17 protein-coding genes and 1 other annotated feature are annotated in these 17,442 nt (G+C 40.8%); of the genes, 1 reads left to right on the forward strand and 16 read right to left on the reverse strand.

Going from position 1 to position 17,442, the window contains the following annotated elements:
• Window position 1: 1 nt before the first annotated feature.
• The 7 genes from rlmB to NSQ62_RS20580 all read right to left on the reverse strand — a co-directional run bounded on the left by rlmB (window position 2) and on the right by NSQ62_RS20580 (window position 7,008).
• Entirely contained in the window at window positions 2-730 is a 729-nt protein-coding gene (rlmB, locus tag NSQ62_RS20550; protein WP_341323989.1) for a 23S rRNA (guanosine(2251)-2'-O)-methyltransferase RlmB, read from the reverse strand.
• Between the two features lie 158 nt (window positions 731-888).
• Complete coding sequence (locus NSQ62_RS20555; RefSeq protein WP_341321867.1) at window positions 889-1,296, reverse strand: Mini-ribonuclease 3; 408 nt, start codon at window positions 1,294-1,296, stop codon at window positions 889-891.
• Window positions 1,296-2,699 (reverse strand): cysteine--tRNA ligase, encoded by a 1,404-nt coding sequence (gene cysS, locus NSQ62_RS20560; RefSeq protein WP_341321868.1) that lies wholly within the window; start codon window positions 2,697-2,699, stop codon window positions 1,296-1,298. Before cysS ends, NSQ62_RS20555 begins: the two co-directional genes overlap by 1 nt.
• A 69-nt stretch (window positions 2,700-2,768) precedes the next feature.
• Window positions 2,769-2,988, reverse strand: a binding site (T-box leader).
• 61 nt (window positions 2,989-3,049) lie between these two features.
• Window positions 3,050-4,510, reverse strand: a complete 1,461-nt coding sequence (gene gltX / locus NSQ62_RS20565) for a glutamate--tRNA ligase (protein WP_341321869.1) — start codon at window positions 4,508-4,510, stop codon at window positions 3,050-3,052.
• 119 nt (window positions 4,511-4,629) lie between these two features.
• Window positions 4,630-5,106 carry a 2-C-methyl-D-erythritol 2,4-cyclodiphosphate synthase gene (gene ispF / locus NSQ62_RS20570; RefSeq protein ID WP_341323990.1) on the reverse strand — a complete coding sequence of 159 codons (477 nt, stop codon included), beginning with the start codon at window positions 5,104-5,106 and terminating at the stop codon, window positions 4,630-4,632.
• Window positions 5,107-5,228: 122 nt separating this feature from the next.
• Window positions 5,229-5,918 (reverse strand): 2-C-methyl-D-erythritol 4-phosphate cytidylyltransferase, encoded by a 690-nt coding sequence (ispD, locus tag NSQ62_RS20575; protein ID WP_341321870.1) that lies wholly within the window; start codon window positions 5,916-5,918, stop codon window positions 5,229-5,231.
• Between the two features lie 13 nt (window positions 5,919-5,931).
• Window positions 5,932-7,008 (reverse strand): PIN/TRAM domain-containing protein, encoded by a 1,077-nt coding sequence (locus NSQ62_RS20580; protein WP_341321871.1) that lies wholly within the window; start codon window positions 7,006-7,008, stop codon window positions 5,932-5,934.
• 304 nt (window positions 7,009-7,312) lie between these two features.
• On the opposite strand from NSQ62_RS20580, the gene NSQ62_RS20585 reads away from it, so the two are divergent.
• Window positions 7,313-7,963: an acetate uptake transporter gene (locus NSQ62_RS20585; protein WP_341321872.1), complete on the forward strand. Its 651-nt coding sequence runs from the start codon at window positions 7,313-7,315 to the stop codon at window positions 7,961-7,963.
• Window positions 7,964-8,062: 99 nt separating this feature from the next.
• Here NSQ62_RS20585 and radA read toward each other — a convergent pair whose 3' ends face one another.
• The 9 genes from radA to NSQ62_RS20630 all read right to left on the reverse strand — a co-directional run bounded on the left by radA (window position 8,063) and on the right by NSQ62_RS20630 (window position 17,354).
• Window positions 8,063-9,436 carry a DNA repair protein RadA gene (radA, locus tag NSQ62_RS20590; protein ID WP_341321873.1) on the reverse strand — a complete coding sequence of 458 codons (1,374 nt, stop codon included), beginning with the start codon at window positions 9,434-9,436 and terminating at the stop codon, window positions 8,063-8,065.
• A gap of 233 nt (window positions 9,437-9,669) precedes the next feature.
• Window positions 9,670-12,114, reverse strand: coding sequence for an ATP-dependent Clp protease ATP-binding subunit (locus tag NSQ62_RS20595; RefSeq protein WP_341321874.1), 2,445 nt, complete (start codon window positions 12,112-12,114; stop codon window positions 9,670-9,672).
• Window positions 12,104-13,204, reverse strand: a complete 1,101-nt coding sequence (locus NSQ62_RS20600; RefSeq protein ID WP_341321875.1) for a protein arginine kinase — start codon at window positions 13,202-13,204, stop codon at window positions 12,104-12,106. The genes NSQ62_RS20595 and NSQ62_RS20600 overlap by 11 nt, the downstream gene beginning before the upstream one ends.
• Window positions 13,201-13,734, reverse strand: a complete 534-nt coding sequence (locus tag NSQ62_RS20605) for a UvrB/UvrC motif-containing protein (protein ID WP_341321876.1) — start codon at window positions 13,732-13,734, stop codon at window positions 13,201-13,203. Before NSQ62_RS20605 ends, NSQ62_RS20600 begins: the two co-directional genes overlap by 4 nt.
• 11 nt (window positions 13,735-13,745) lie before the next feature.
• The gene (locus NSQ62_RS20610) at window positions 13,746-14,210 is read right to left on the reverse strand and encodes a CtsR family transcriptional regulator (RefSeq protein ID WP_341321877.1); all 465 of its coding nucleotides are present in this window, start codon (window positions 14,208-14,210) and stop codon (window positions 13,746-13,748) included.
• A gap of 174 nt (window positions 14,211-14,384) precedes the next feature.
• Complete coding sequence (locus NSQ62_RS20615; protein WP_341321878.1) at window positions 14,385-14,690, reverse strand: DUF4870 domain-containing protein; 306 nt, start codon at window positions 14,688-14,690, stop codon at window positions 14,385-14,387.
• A gap of 120 nt (window positions 14,691-14,810) precedes the next feature.
• On the reverse strand, window positions 14,811-15,023 hold the full coding sequence (locus NSQ62_RS20620) for an acyltransferase (protein ID WP_341321879.1): 213 nt from the start codon (window positions 15,021-15,023) through the stop codon (window positions 14,811-14,813).
• Between the two features lie 345 nt (window positions 15,024-15,368).
• Window positions 15,369-15,857 (reverse strand): acyl-CoA thioesterase, encoded by a 489-nt coding sequence (locus tag NSQ62_RS20625; RefSeq protein ID WP_341321880.1) that lies wholly within the window; start codon window positions 15,855-15,857, stop codon window positions 15,369-15,371.
• A 69-nt stretch (window positions 15,858-15,926) separates the two neighbouring features.
• A complete protein-coding gene (locus NSQ62_RS20630; RefSeq protein WP_341321881.1) occupies window positions 15,927-17,354 on the reverse strand; it encodes an aldehyde dehydrogenase family protein in 1,428 nt (475 codons plus the stop codon).
• Between the last annotated feature and the right edge of the window lie 88 nt (window positions 17,355-17,442).

Here is a 17,442-nt window from a genome sequence, read left to right on the forward strand (position 1 = left end):
ATCATCCGTTTGCTTCTTGACGTTTGCGGTACACTTCGTACATTAGCAGTGCTGCCGCTACGGAAGCATTCAATGACGTTACATGGCCAACCATTGGTAGGTGATATAAGAAATCACATTTATCTTTTAAGAGACGGCTCATTCCTTTACCTTCACTACCAATAATTAATGCAAGTGGCAATGTAGCATCCATTTTGCGATAATCTTGTGAACCTTTTGCATCCGTACCGGCAATCCATACACCACGGTCTTTTAGCTCATCCACGGTTTGTGCCAAATTAGTCACACGTACAACTGGCACATGCTCAATAGCACCTGTTGACGCTTTTGCAACGACCGCTGTTAAACCTACTGCGCGACGCTTCGGAATAATAATCCCGTGCACACCAATGGCATCCGCTGTACGCATAATTGAACCTAAGTTATGCGGGTCTTCTAATTCATCTAAAATAAGGAAACATGGATCTTCATTTTTTGCCTTCGCCACTGCGAATAAATCGTCTAACTCTGCATAATCATACGCTGCAACAGAAGCCACAATCCCTTGATGGTTTTCTGCTAATTTATCAACCTTTTGCTTTGGAACGAATTGTACAAGTACCCCTTGTTCTTTCGCTAAATCAATTAGTTCTTGAATCCCTGTTTTCTTAACGCCTTCAGCTACCCATACTTTATTAATTTCACGACCTGCACGTAACGCTTCAAGTACTGGATTTTTACCTGCAATCATTTCTCCACTTACTTCTTCTGGAGTTGCTGCTTGTACCGGTGGTTGTGGCTTGTCCTGTTGTTTTTTCTCCTGTGCTTTAAAGGCTGGCTTTTTGTCGCGTCCTTTGAAATCACGTGGCGCTTTATTGTCACGATCTCGTTGTCTTCTCTCCGCCATAATTACACTCCTTTTGACTGTTCTACAATAACAATTGCATAGTCGATAATTTCATTTGCTCGGTCTAATTCTTTACTTAAAAATAAATAGCCTAGTACCGCTTCAAAGCCTGAGCTATTACGGTATGTGCGTACATCTGTATTTTTAGGAACAGAGCCGGATTTCGCGTTGCGTCCTCGGCGAAATACCGCCTGCTCTTCTTCTGTTAAAAAGTTTTCATCAATCATGCGGTGCGCAATGTTTGACTGTGCTTTCGCTGATACATACTTCGTTGCTTCTTTGTGCAATGTATGTGGCTTTGCACGACCCGCTAAAATTAAATGTTCACGAATACGTTGTTCCAGCACGGCGTCGCCCATATAGGCAAGCGCCAGTGCATTTAATTGTCTTACTTCATGTGATGATTGCATTATTGACCTCGTTTCCAGCGTGTTCCTTGACGAGTATCTTCTAATACGATATCCATACTTAGTAGCTGATCACGAATTTCGTCTGAACGTGCAAAGTCACGATTTTTACGTGCCGCAATACGCTCTTCGATTAATGCTTCGATCTCTTCGTCTAATAAGCCCGCTTCCACTTTTGCATGAATTCCTAATACGTCACCAATTGCATCAAACATGTTAAGAATCGCTTGTAGCACTTCTTTGTCTGTGTTCGCCTCTTTTAAGTAGACGTTGGCGATACGAGATAGTTCGAATAATACAGAAATCGCATTGGCTGTATTAAAATCATCGTTCATGGCTTCCTCGAAATCTACTTTGATTTGGTTTACTTTTGCTAGCCATTCTTCACTTGCATCCGCTAAGCTTACTGATGAAGTTAGGCGGTGCTCGACATTGGCGTAAGACGTACGAATACGATCTAAACCATTTTTCGCCGCTTCCACTAAATCTTGCGCGAAGTTAATTGGGTGACGGTAATGTACCGAAAGCATAAAGAAACGTAATACTTGCGGATCGATTTGCTGGCGAATGTCATGCACTAAGATAAAGTTTCCTAGAGACTTCGACATTTTTTCGTTATCAATGTTAATATACCCGTTATGCATCCAGTAACGCGCAAATGTTTTATCGTTATGCGCTTCTGATTGGGCAATTTCATTTTCATGGTGAGGGAACGTTAAATCTTGCCCACCTGCGTGAATATCAATTGTATCTCCTAAGTGCTCACGCGCCATTACTGAACACTCAATATGCCAGCCTGGACGCCCTTCTCCCCAAGGTGATTCCCATTTTACTTCGCCTGGTTTTGCTGCTTTCCATAAGGCGAAATCTAGCGGGTCTTCTTTTTTCTCGCCTGTTTCAATACGTGCCCCTACTTTTAAATCATCAATTGATTGGTGACTTAACTTTCCGTAGCCGTTGAATTTTCGTGTGCGGTAGTAAACATCGCCTTGAGATTCATATGCGTAACCTTTGTCAATTAGCACTTTGATGAATGAAATAATGTCATCCATATGCTCTGTTACACGTGGGTGTGCATCGGCCTTTTTGCAACCTAACGCTGTAATATCTTCAAAATATGCAGCAATGAAGCGCTCTGTTAACTCGGATGTCTCTTCACCAAGCTCATTTGCTGCTTTAATAATTTTATCATCTACATCTGTAAAGTTAGAAACGAACTTCACTTCATAGCCTGCGTATTGTAAGTAGCGACGCACTGTATCATACACGATGACCGGACGTGAATTCCCGATATGAATGTAGTTATAAACAGTCGGTCCACATACATACATTTTTACTTTGCCTTCTTCTAATGGAACGAATGGCTCTTTTTGACGTGTTAATGAGTTGAATAATTGAATGCTCATAATACATGCTCCTTTTAAAAAATGGAATTTTTAACAAAAAATAAAACGCCCCTGTCACCTAAATAAGGTGACAGAGACGCAGTAATGCGCGGTTCCACTCTGGTTGAAGAAATAACACTCTTCCGCTTAAGTGTCCGATAACGGGGACAAGGCGATTTAACCTACTAATAGTTCAATTAAATACTCAAAGGTGCATTTCTGCTTCGCCTTGACCTAGATCACTTTCAGCCGGTGATGATCCTCTCTTGAAGGTATGCGCGTGCGTACTTCTCCTTCTCTACGCGTTCACGTTATAACAAATTGTACATTTATTGTACAATTATTTTCTGAAAAATCAATCAATCGGTTTCTTAGTTCGCGAATTTTTCTACGCGAGCAAGTACTTTTTCTTTACCAATTAAGCTAATTGAATTCGGTAATTCTGGACCATGTGTTTGACCCGTAGTTACGACACGGATTGGCATGAATAGGTTTTTCCCTTTAACGCCCGTTTCTTTTTGAACGACTTTAATCGCTGCTTTAATTGAATCTGCGTCAAATGACTCTAATGATTCTAATTGCACTTTAAAGGCAGCCATTACTTGAGGTACCGTTTCGCCAGCTAATACTTCCGTTGCTTCTTCATCATATGAAATTTCTTCTGTGAAGAATAGGCTTGTTAACTCAACGATTTCTGCACCGAAGCTCATTTGCTCATGGTAAAGCGCAATTACGTCAGATACCCAAGCGAATTGTTCTTCAGATAATTCCTCTGCCACTACACCCGCTTTTTGTAGGTGTGGTAATGCTAATGCGACTACCTCTTCAAGAGATAATTTTTTGATATATTGGTTATTCATCCAAGTAAGCTTCGTTTTATCAAACATTGATGGTGATTTTGATAAACGCTTTTCATCGAATAATTTGATGAACTCATCGTGTGAGAAGATTTCTTCTTCACCTTCTGGAGACCAGCCAAGTAACCCGAAGAAGTTGAACATTGCTTCTGGTAAGTAACCAAGATCTTTATATTGCGTAATGAATTGGATAATTGACTCATCACGTTTTGATAATTTTTTACGTTCTTCGTTAACGATTAACGTCATGTGCCCGAAGCTTGGGTATTCCCAACCAAATGCATCGAAAATCATCATTTGTTTTGGTGTATTTGATAAATGCTCTTCACCGCGGAATACATGTGTAATTTCCATGAAGTGATCATCTAACACAACCGCATAGTTGTAAGTTGGAATGCCGTTTGCTTTTACTAATACCCAGTCACCGATGTCTTTCGATTCGAATGATACATCTCCACGAACTAAGTCAGTGAATTTATACGTTACACCTTCAGGAACACGCATACGAATTGTGTATTGCATACCTGCAGCTTCTTTTTCTGCTACTTCTTCTGCTGTTAAGTGACGACATTTGCCATCATAAGTTGGTGCGGCAACGCCATTTGCTTTTTGTGCTTCACGAGATGCTTCTAATTCTTCTGAAGAACAGAAACATTTGTATGCTTTGCCTTCTGCTAATAATGTTTCAGCATGCTCTTTATAAATGTCTAAACGTTCCATTTGACGGTAAGGTGCGTATGGACCACCGATGTCAATTGACTCATCTGGTGTAATACCTAACCAACGTAAGTTATCAAGTTGCGAAGCTTCGCCGCCCTCTACGTTACGCTCGATATCTGTATCTTCAATACGTACTACGAAAGTACCGCCGTGATGTTTTGCATATAAATAGTTGAATAAAGCTGTACGTGCGCCACCGATGTGTAAAAATCCTGTTGGCGATGGTGCATAACGAACGCGAACTGGTTTCGTCATAATATTGCCTCCTAAATTTAAGCGTCAGAACTATCGACCCTTTTAACTCCAATCATTTTACCACTTGCATTCCTTAAATAAAAGTAGCGTGTGCCGAAATTTGACACACGCCATGGAAATTATGCTTTTATTAATAAAATCGTCGCCATTGCTGCGATACCTTCTTCACGACCAACGAAGCCTAGCTTTTCTGTCGTTGTCGCTTTTACGTTTACTTGTGACGCATCCGCGTGTAATAACTCTGCAATACGATTTTGCATTTGTGAAATGTAAGGGGCCATTTTTGGACGTTGCGCCATAATTGTGCAATCTACGTTGCCTAATTTATAGCCGCGCTCCTCAACCATTTTCCAAATGTACGCGAGTAATTTCGCTGAATCCGCATCTTTCCACTCTGGGTCTGTGTCTGGGAAATGACGACCGATATCGCCTTCACCGATTGCGCCAAGTGCTGCGTCTGTTACGGTATGTAAGAGTACATCCGCATCCGAATGCCCTAGTAATCCGCGCTCATGCGGAATTGTAATGCCACCTAAAATTAATGGACGTCCTTCTGCAAATTCGTGAACGTCAAAACCTTGTCCAATTCGAAACATCATCTATGCCAGCTAAAAAATAGCTAGCTTCACCTTCTTTCTCGTAATCTCATTATCCTTAGTATAATCAACTTCTCACAAAAATACCTTGAAAAACTTCAACATTTTCAAGGTATTTAACTTTATAGTGTTTGTTTTCGACGATTAATGATTGCTTCGCCAAATAGTAAATCTTCTTGTGTCGTCATTTTGACGTTTTCATAGCTGCTTTCCACAATGTGAATGTCATGCCCTAAGCGTTCAACGAGCATCGCTTCATCCGTACCTAAAAAACCAACCTTTTCGGCAACGTCCTCTGCTTGTGCTAGTAAATCAAAACGGAACGCTTGGGGTGTTTGAATCATCCACAATGAATCACGGTCCACCGTTTCTTTAATGAGCCCATTTTCTACGACTTTCATTGTATCCTTCGCACGTACACCCGCAATCGCTGCACCTTTTTCGTAAGCAATTGTTGCGAGCTGTGCAATTGTTGGGATTGTAATAAATGGGCGCGCAGCATCATGGACAAGGACAACTTCAACTGCCTGCATCTCTTTAATACATGAATACACCGAATGCTGACGCTCAGCCCCGCCTGTTGGTAAGCCTTTTACTTTTGTAATGTGATAGTTGGCTAACAAGGACTCGATGAATTCACGTTCTTCATCTTTGACCGCAAGCCAAATACCTGTGCAGTTTTCATCACGTTCGAATACAGAAAGTGTATGCACTAAAATTGGCTTGTCGACTAATGTTAAAAATAATTTATTTTGCCCAGCACCCATACGCTTTCCGCTACCTGCTGCTGGCAAAACGACTTCATAACGCAAAATGCTTCACTTCCTAGTCTTCTTTTGGTTTCGCGAAGATCATGCGGCCAGCTGACGTTTGCAGTACACTTGTCACGATTACTTTAATCGCCTGACCGATATAGCTCCGACCACCTTCAACGACAATCATCGTGCCGTCATCTAAATATGCCACACCCTGATTGTGCTCCTTACCATCTTTAATAACGACCACTTGCATTTCCTCACCTGGAATTACAACGGGCTTCACGGCATTTGCTAAATCATTGATGTTTAATACTTCCACACGATGCAGTTCACATACCTTATTTAAGTTGAAATCATTCGTTAAAATTTTGGCGTCCATTTTTTTTGCCAGACGCACTAATTTTAAATCTACCTCTGATACATCTTCAAAGTCAATTTCTGTAATTAAAACGGTCGACACGCGCTCATCCTGTAGACGTTTTAAAATATCTAACCCACGACGTCCACGTGTACGTTTTAATGTATCCGACGAATCGGCAATATGCTGCAGTTCTGTTAAGACAAATTGTGGCACAACCAAAACGCCCTCCACAAAACCAGTCGCGGAAATGTCTGCAATACGGCCATCGATAATCACACTTGTATCAAGTAATTTATAATGATCTTGGGTATCTGGATCTTTCCCGTTTGCCTCACCACGTTTTTTAGAAGCCTTGCCTGAAAACATTTGCAGAAGCTCTTCACGTTTGGTAAAACCAAGACGGAAACCTAAATAACCAAGCACAATTGACATAATAGCTGGAACCACCGCAGCAATGATTGGAATATTCATTTGGCTAATAGCAACACCAGCTAACGTTGCAACACTTAAGCCAACGATTAAACCAAATGTCCCAAATAAAAGATCTGCAATGGGTAATTTAAATAGTACTTCCTCTGACCACGTAATCAACTTTACAAAGTAATCGGATAACGCGAAAGATAATACGAATAATAAAGCAGCACCAATCGCAACACTAAAATATGGACTATTAAGCCAAGGATGAGATGATAAATTCATAAATTCGTATAATGGCGGTAATAAATAAAGACCTAATGCTCCACCGATAAATAAAAATGCTACTTGAATTATTTTCTTCAACATACAATTCACCTCCATATAATAATTATACATCCAACACACAATTGTTGCGAAGAACAGAACTCACATGTGTACTACAACAGGAAATAACATTTTTATCTACCTTACATCGTAATAAGCTAGGTTATTAAATTTTTTTCTATTTTATAGTTATATTTCTAACGATTTTTTTGTTAAATTTGCGTTATATCTTTCTGTTAATGACAGAGTTCCTTCAAATTCCTATCAACTTGTAGTTTAAATTCTTATTTTAGTATATTATCCGCATATAACAGAAAAATCATATCATAAGATAGGAGAATACGTTTTGAACTCAACAAAAGAAGTAAAAATTTCTACTGCTGATCCTTCAGCGATTGGTTTATTTGGTTTAGCAATTGTTACCTTTGTCGCTTCTACGCAAAAGCTTGGTTGGACAGAAGGTTTAGGTTTAGTCATTCCTTGGGCGATCTTCTTAGGCGGTATCGCGCAATTCTACGCATCGGTATTAGACTCGAAGCATAATAATACATTTGGTACAACAGCATTCGGAGCTTACGGCTTATTTTGGATGGGTGTTGGTATGAGCTGGTTCGTACAAGCGGGTGTATTCGGTGAAGCGTTACAGGCTTCTGTCGATACACGTCAACTAGGTGTTGTGTACTTAGGGTACTTAATCTTTACAATCTTTATGACGATTGGTGCAGCAGAAACGAATAAAGTTTTATTTTCCATCTTCGTGATGATTGATTTCTTATTCATCGGCTTAGCATTAAGCTCATTCGGGATTATGGAGCACGGCATGCACTTATTAGCGGCTTACTCTGAATTAATCATTGCCCTATTATCACTTTATGGTGCAGGTGCAAACGTATTAAACAAACATTTCGGATTCAACTTCTTACCCATTGGACGTCCATTCGGTATTTTCACGCGAGAAGCATTCGAAAAAAAATCAAATGACGTAAAAGCACACTAATCGCTTTTATCAATAAATACAAGGAAAGGAAGTTCGCCCATACAGTGAACTTCCTTTTTTATTTATATCCAGGTTAACTGGCGCTTTTATTAGTAAACGTTATAAATCTTTAAAAGATGCACGTAACGCATCACTAATTGTTTCGACGCCTACTACTTGAATCCCTTCAGGAAATTCCCAACCACCAATGTTTGACGTCGGAATAATTGCACGACGGAATCCTAGTTTTGCGGCTTCTTGTACTCGCTGCTCAATACGTGAGACACGTCGTACTTCACCAGTTAAACCTACCTCACCAATAAAGCAATCGGTTGGGTTTACTGCTTGGTCTTTAAAGCTTGAAACAATACTTGTTAATACCGCTAGGTCAATGGCAGGTTCGTCTAGTTTTACCCCACCAGCCACCTTTATATACGCATCTTGTGCTTGGAGCATCATGCCCATACGTTTTTCAAGCACCGCCATTAACAACTGCACGCGGTTTTGGTCAACCCCTGTTGCCATCCGCTTTGGATAGTTAAAGCTCGTCGGTGTAACCAGCGACTGGATTTCAACTAAAATCGGGCGCGTTCCTTCCATCGAAGCAACAATCGTTGAACCAGGCGCCCCTTGTGAACGCTCCTGTAAAAATAGCTCAGACGGATTGAGTACTTCCTTTAAGCCACCTTGCAGCATTTCAAAGATCGCGATTTCATTGGTCGAACCAAATCGGTTTTTTTGGCTACGTAAAATGCGATGGTTATGATGACGTTCCCCTTCAAAGTACAGCACCGTATCCACCATATGCTCTAAAATACGTGGTCCGGCAATTTGGCCTTCTTTTGTTACATGACCAACTAAGAAAATCGCAATATTTTTCGTTTTCGCAATGCGCATCAGTTCTGCTGTACATTCACGTACTTGCGAAACACTTCCCGGTGCACTCGTTACTTCTGGATGATGCACTGTTTGAATCGAATCGACAATGACGAATTTAGGTTGGACTTCCTCAATCGTTTGATGTAAAAACTCTAAGTTCGTTTCAGAATAAATATAGAGCTCTGCTGATTTAACTCCTAAACGTTCCGCGCGTAGCTTTGTTTGACGCACAGATTCCTCACCTGAAATATACAGGACGCGCTTACCTTGGTTTGATAACAACGCGGACACTTGTAGAAGTAACGTCGATTTCCCAATCCCCGGGTCCCCCCCAATTAATATAAGTGAGCCTGGAACAATCCCGCCACCAAGTACGCGGTTAAACTCGTTCATTTGCGTGACGATGCGTGTTTCTTCTTGTGCTTCCACATGAATAATTGGCGTTGCTTTTGTCGTAGTGGTTGAATGTTGGAACGCCCCACGAGGCCCTTTTGTAATGACTTCTACTTCTTCGTTCATTGTGTTCCATTCCCCACAGCCTGGACAGCGCCCCATCCATTTGGCTGCCTCATAACCACAGCTACTACACATAAATTTCGATTTCTTTTTTGCCATCTGTATATGCTCCTTCGAATGTTTGTTCCTATATTGTACATGAAACAAAATTGAACACCTACTAAACACATCAAAATTTCTTTTTAACACCTAAAGAACAAAAGCGATAAAGGCCCGTTTTAGCCTAGACGTAGAGAAAACTTTATGCAAAATTACCCACAATACGATAATCTATAATTTTCTTAACTAGCAAAAAGACGAAGCGGGGATAATCCCTACTTCGTCCATGTTCATTATTTTGTTAAGATTGGTTTTTCTGTCGTTACGATAAACTCGTCGTTCACGTAATCTAAAACAACTGTTTTTGATTTGTCTAACGTCCCTTTTAACAGCTCTTCAGATAGACGATCTTCCACGTGTTTTTGTAGTGCTCGGCGTAATGGACGCGCACCATATTGTGGATCGTAGCCTTCTTCTGCGACTTTGTCTAACGCAGCTTCTGTTAATTTTAATTCGATATCGTGCTCTTTTAATCGGTTTGTTAATGAGTTGACCATTAATGTCACGATTTCTTTTAAGTGATCTTTTTGCAGTGAATGGAACACGATCATTTCATCGATACGGTTTAAGAACTCTGGGCGGAATGCTTTTTTCAGCTCTTCTAGCATTGTCCCTTTTGCATCTTTGTCTTTTGATGCCGCGTCCTCTGCACCAAATCCAACATGCTTACGGTATTTAAGTGCCTCTGCCCCAACATTTGATGTCATGATGACAACCGTATTACGGAAATCCACAACTCGACCTTTAGAATCGGTTAAGCGCCCGTCTTCTAACACTTGTAATAAGATGTTGAATACGTCCGGATGTGCTTTTTCGATTTCGTCTAGTAACACAACTGAATATGGTTTACGACGCACTTTTTCTGTTAACTGACCGCCGTCATCAAAGCCGACATAGCCTGGAGGTGAACCAACTAAACGAGACGTTGAGTGTTTCTCCATATATTCGGACATATCGACACGAATCATCGCATCCTCGTCGCCAAACATAACCTCTGCTAATGCACGCGCAAGCTCCGTTTTACCAACACCTGTTGGCCCTAGGAAAATGAATGAACCGATTGGACGTTTTGGATCCTTAAGTCCTGCACGCGCACGACGGATTGCACGGGAAATGGCTTCGACTGCTTCGCCTTGACCTACAACACGTTTGTGTAGTTCTTTTTCAAGCTGAAGTAATTTCGCTGATTCTTCTTGTGCAATTTTTGATACAGGAATTCCTGTCCACATTGCGACAACTTGTGCGATATCATCGACACACACTGTTGACTCTTCTTTTCCTTGCTTTTCTTTCCACTCTTTTTTCAGCTGATCTAATTCTAGCTTAATTTTTTGCTCTGAGTCGCGAAGTGCTGCTGCTTTTTCAAACTCTTGGCTTGAAACTGCACCATTCTTTTCAGATTTGATGCCCTCTAAGCGGTCTTCTAGCTCTTTTAAATTTGGTGGTACTGTGTACGAGCGTAAGCGTACTTTTGAACCAGCTTCATCGATTAAATCAATCGCTTTGTCAGGTAAGAAGCGATCTGAAATATAGCGATCTGATAATTTTGCTGCCGCTACAACAGCTTCATCCGAAATTTTCACACGGTGATGCGCTTCGTAACGGTCACGTAAGCCTTTAATAATTTGGATTGTTTCATCGACTGATGGTTCATCCACTTGAATTGGTTGGAAACGACGCTCTAATGCTGCATCTTTTTCGATATATTTACGGTACTCATCTAATGTTGTCGCACCAATACATTGTAATTCACCGCGCGCTAATGATGGTTTTAAAATGTTCGATGCGTCAATTGCACCTTCTGCACCACCCGCGCCAATTAATGTATGAAGCTCGTCGATGAATAAAATGATATTGCCGGCTTGGCGAATTTCATCCATTACTTTTTTCAAACGGTCTTCAAATTCACCGCGGTATTTTGTACCGGCAACAACCGTCCCCATATCTAGCGTCATAACGCGTTTGTCGCGCAGGATTTCTGGGACTTCGTTGTTGATGATTTGCTGTGCTAAACCTTCTGCGATTGCTGTTTTACCAACACCTGGCTCCCCAATTAATACCGGGTTATTTTTTGTACGGCGTGATAATACTTCCACAACACGTGTAATTTCTTTTGAACGGCCAATAACTGGGTCAAGTGAGCCTTCACGTGCTACTGCCGTTAAGTCACGTGCCAAGCTATCTAGTGTTGGTGTGTTCACTGTTTGTGTTACTGCTGAACCACTCGCACCGTTTGTATCATTATTGCCAAGCAGTAATAGAACTTGCTGGCGCGCTTTATTAATGCTAACACCTGTATTGGCTAATACACGTGCGGCTACCCCTTCACCTTCACGAATAAGTGCTAATAAAATATGCTCTGTTCCGACATAGGCATGCCCTAATTTACGTGACTCGTCTAATGATAATTCGATTACCTTTTTTGCACGTGGCGTGTAGTGTACAATCGGACCTACTTCCTCTGTGCCTTTACCGACAAGCTCTTCAATGCCTGATTCGATCATTTGCGGGCTAATATTAATCGCTTCTAAAGCTTTTGCTGCAATGCCGCCACTTTCACGAATTAACCCAAGTAAAATATGCTCTGTGCCAATTTCTTTATGCTTAAGGCGAATTGCCTCTTCTTGCGCTAGTTGTAATACTTTTTGAGCACGCTGTGTGAATCGATTAAACATCATATGAACCCTCTCCTTTTTCCCCATCATTACTTGCTTGTTCTTGTAACTTTTCTTGTAACAGCTTCGCGCGGTACATATCGCGTTCTGTTGCTTGCAGTGTTGTACCGACATATTGCTGTATAAGCCCTGGCTGCATGATTAACATACATTCATTTAGTTTGCGTTGTGAAATTGGTTCAAGTAACCCTAAACTTACCCCAAGACGGACGTTGGATAAACAACTTGCTGCTTCCTCGCTCGTTAATATTTTGGCATATTTTAATGTGCCTAACGAACGACTGAGCCGGTCCTCTAACACGGACGGCGCTCGCAGTAATAGGTTTTTACGAGCAAGCTGTTCCTTTTGAATAATTTGCTCTACCACTTTTTCAAGCTCTTGCAAAATATCTTCTTCGGATTTCCCTAACGTAATCTGGTTGGAAATTTGGTAGACATTTCCTAAATTGTCACTTCCTTCTCCATATATACCCCGGACAACCATTCCTAATCGTGTGATCATTTGAATTAATGCATTCATTTGCTTTGTTAACGTTAATGCTGGCAAATGCAGCATTACCGATGCGCGTAAACCGGTACCAACATTGGAAGGACAGCTCGTTAAATAGCCATAACGCTCTTCATAAGCAAAATCAATAGACTTACTTAAGTAGCGGTCTACGGTCTTCGCTTGGTCATATGCTCGCTGTAAATCCATTCCTTGTGCCAAGCTTTGAATGCGAATATGATCTTCTTCATTTACTAATATGCTAATGGATTCATTTTCTGTTAAAAAGAATGAACCAATTTTTTTGCGGCGGGCTAAATTCGGACTGATTAAATGCTTTTCCACTAAAATTTGACGCTGTAATTGTGGCATATCTTTAATTGAAAAATACGAAAAATGATATGGATTTTCATTGTCCACGGTTAATAATGCGTTCATTAATTGTTCATCTATTTGCTCGGCATCCTGCTCGGTAAAGCTAATTGGAAAGCGAACGTTCGCAATATTTCGAGCGAGTCGAATGCGCGTACTAATGACAATATCCGAGTCACTTTCAGATTGCATCCAGCTTGGATTAGCAAGCGTTAAAAAATGCTCGATGTTCATGCGCGTTCCTCTCCTTTTTTAACTTTACTTTCAAGTGCTCGAATGTCATCACGCAAGTGTGCAGCATCTTCATAACGTTCTTCTTGAACCGCTTCTTGAATAGCGGTACGAAGTGCGTGAATTTGTTGTTCAATTTTTTCTTTTGATGGCACATCTTCAACGTAACCTACATGCTTTGTACCTGCTTGGATTTTTTCGAGAAGCTGTGGTAATTGCTCACTAAATGTCTGATAACAATCGCCACAACCAAATTTACCTTGCTTTAAAAACTGGCGGTACGTAAAGCCACACGTTGGACATGCCTTTGTTCTCAAAGCACTTGTTGGCGTTTCCTTTTTCGTAAGCGGAACAAAATTAAACCAATTTGTTAGGAGCTGCTGAAGTGAGGCGGGCTCTTCTGATACTTCAAACTGAAACGGGTGAAATTGTGCAGCACATACCTCACAATACTGGCGCTCCATTTGCTGACCATGCTGGACTTGTGTCACCGTTACATTCGCATGGCGCTGTTTACAATGTTCACATATCATATTAAACACCTCTATTTTTCAAAAGAAATCGTGTGTAGCATCGCACGCATCAATCGTGCGCGTACTTCATCACGTACAGGTAAACCGAGTTGCAGTGTTGTGCGATCCATCGCTGCTTTCATCAAGCCGGCTTCTCGCTCACTAACAATATCTTCGTCTAATAAGCGGTAAATGATACGCTCGGCATTGGTTTGTGCAATTGCCCCACCGATTTGCTCTTCGATTTCATCTAATACATTTTTCTTTGAGTGGATGGTTACACGCAAAATTCGAATATAACCACCACCACCACGCTTACTTTCTACAAAATAACCATGTTCGGTCGTAAATCGTGTATTAATGACGTAATTGATTTGTGAAGGGGCACAAGCAAATTGCTTCGCTAGTTCATTACGCTTAATTTCAATAAGCCCTTGCCCTTCTACTTCAATAACTTCCTTCAAATACCCTTCAATTATGTCAGATATATTCCTCATGCTGTCCTCACCTCTCACTCAACTGACTTTGACTATCTTTGACTTAAATATACATTAGCTGTTTTTCGAATTCAAATAATCACTCTCTAAAAATGCTTTTCCCACATTCCGTCAAAATAAATCGCTTGAAACAGAAAAAACTGTAAGGAAAAGTTTTCCCTACAGTCTTATACCTTATACCCAGCGACCAACGATTGGATAGTTCCAATCTTCATCCATTAACGCTTTGACGATACCAATTACTGGTGCAATCCAGAAAATTAAAAGGAACACTAATAAGAATGGTAAGCCGATTAATACAATCGTTAATACGGCTGCAATGGCAATTAAAATACCAAATACCACTTGGAATAATAACGCTTGAATGGCTGTACGTTTCACAGCATCTTCTGAACTAATTAAGAAAAATATAATTGGCACTAAAAATGGAGCAAAGAACGCACTCGCATGAATAATGATTTTTGACCATTTTGATTCCATTTGAAATCATCCTCACTTTGTTTTGTTATCTTATTTACGAATGAATGCCACAAAAGTTTCACAAACTAAAAAAATCTTAGGTTTCTTATACCCAAGATTTTTAGAAAGTATGTATCCAGTTTAATACGGTCCACGATCATTCGGATTGTCTTCCGCTTGAGGGAATAAAAAGTAAGAAATAACCGCAGTTAAAATACCCGCACCAATGACAATGAAAATACGGTCACGGCTTGCCACTTCTTGATAATTGTTAGCTAACATAATGTATGAAGCAATCGCTACCCCTAACGATATCGGTATGACGAACTTCAAACGTCCTTTATAAAATTTCATCTTCACAACGCCCTTTTCTAAAAAATGAACTCAATTTTTATATGTTCTATCATACATGGCTTGAAATTAAAATACAAATACAGGTAAATTTTGAATTTATACTAAAATAATACTGATATTCAAATTCATCGAAAGTTTCAAATTAGCCCTTTTTTAATAACGCGAAATATTCTCATGAAGTGTACTTAGACGTTTCAAAATATCCCGAACTAAATAAACAACTGCAGCTTACACACACGACAAATCAAGTGTCGACCTCTCCTGACTCGTTGTTACGAATTGTTCATGAATTACATGATTAAAAAAGGAGCTTGGCCAGAATACTTTCTGGTCAAGCCCCTTTTGTTATCCGCGGCGTTTTTTTGATAATGCGCGTTTTTGTTTACGATGCTCCTGGCGAATTGGCCCTGTTTCAAATAAATGACGCTCAAAATCCGTTTCTGGCTCGACACCAGGCACTTCTTTTGGATTGCCTTCTGCGTCAATTGCGACCATTGTCACGAATGATTCTGTCGTTAGCTTTTTCGCTCCGGTTTTCACATTGCGTGACACCACACGTACGTAGACTTCCATCGATGTGCGCCCTGTACCTGTCACCATTGCCTCAAGTTCAATCATGTCCCCTGCATAAGCCGGTGATACGAAATCTACTGAGTCAAACGAAGCCGTTACGACTTCCCCTTGCGAGTGCTTCATCGCAGCAATCGCGGCAATTTCATCAATATATGCTAAAACTTTACCGCCGAAAATTGAATGATGATGATTCGTATCAGGTGGTAAAACTAATCTTGTTTGAATTGATTTTGAATAACACATTGGATAAGTTGTGTTCAAAACTTACCCTCCTTTCTTGTCTACACTTCATGTTACTATGTTTGAACTTTGAAGTGTTAGTCGGAAAGGTTAATAAGATAGCTTCATGGTGATGAATTTTAAATCGGTCATTTCTTCTACGGCATATTTAATGCCCTCTTTCCCATAACCGCTCATTTTCACCCCACCATACGGCATATTATCCGTGCGGAATGTGGGAATATCATTGATAATGACTGCGCCTGCTTGTAATTCATCCGCTGCTTTTAAGGCATCCGTTAACACATTTGTGTAAATGCCAGCATTTAGCCCAAGCTCTGTATCGTTTACAAGTGCAATTGCCTCGTCTAATGTTTCATATGGAACAATTGATACAATCGGTGCGAATGTTTCTACACAAACAATTTTCATATCCGGCTTGACGTTTACCATCACCGTTGGGGTACATGTACGTTCAGTAAACTCTGCACCGGTTGCGACTACCGCGCCTTGTGCTTTTGCCTCATCAATCCAAGCTTTAATCCGTGCTACTTCGCCTGGATTAATCATCGCACTGACATCTGTTTTTACATCTAAAGGATCCCCAACAACAAGCTTTTTCGTTTCTGCTACGAACAGCTTTGTAAACTCGTCGTAAATTGAGCCGTGCACGTAAATACGTTGTAGGGAAATACAGACTTGTCCGGCAAAACCAAATGCACCGCCAACACAGCGTGCCATAATTTTTTCAAGCGGTGTTGATGGCTCAACAATCAATCCTGCATTTGAACCAAGCTCTAATGTAATTTTGCGTAAGCCCACTTTTTCTTTTAACTTAAGACCAACCGCACCACTCCCTGTAAACGTCACCTTTTTTACAAGCGGATGCATTACTAGTGTGTCACTTAAATCACCACCGCTACCTGTAACGATTTGTAGCGCGCCGTCTGGTAGTCCGGCTTCTTTAAAAATTCCTGCCATCACAAGCGCACTGAGTGGCGTTTGTGAGGCAGGCTTTAACACAACAGTATTGCCAACTGCAAATGCTGGTCCTAACTTATGCGCCACTAAATTGAACGGGAAGTTAAATGGTGTAATTGCAGACACAACACCGAGTGGTACACGTTTTGTATAGCCGATGCGGTCAGATGCTCCTGGTGCAGCGTCCATTGGGATTGTTTCACCTGTTACGTGTTTTGCAGCCTCGGCAGCAAATTGATACGTCGCAATCGTACGGTCAATTTCGCCTAAACCCGCTGTTACTGGTTTTGCGGCTTCTTTTGCTAAAATTTCTGCAAGCTCTTGTTTGCGTTCACGCATAATCGCGACCACTTTATATAAAATTTCTGCACGCTCATAGGCTGTTGTTTTCTTGAACGCTTGGAAGGCTTCATGGGCGCCTTCAATGGCACGTTCTACATCTTGCACTGTTGCCTTTGCTACTTGTGCTAGTTTTTCACCAGTATAGGGTGCTGTTAATTCGGTTGTTTCCTTCGTTTGCTCCCACACACCGTTAATCCATAATTTTGTTTGTTGCATTGTTTTCGCCCCTTTTAAATTAGAAAACACAATTCACGCTAAATAGTGCGAATGGATGTCTTTTCTTATGTGGATTTCCTTTTAAAAA

This window comes from Solibacillus sp. FSL H8-0523 (assembly GCF_038051985.1).
Taxonomy (GTDB): Bacteria; Bacillota; Bacilli; order Bacillales_A; family Planococcaceae; genus Solibacillus.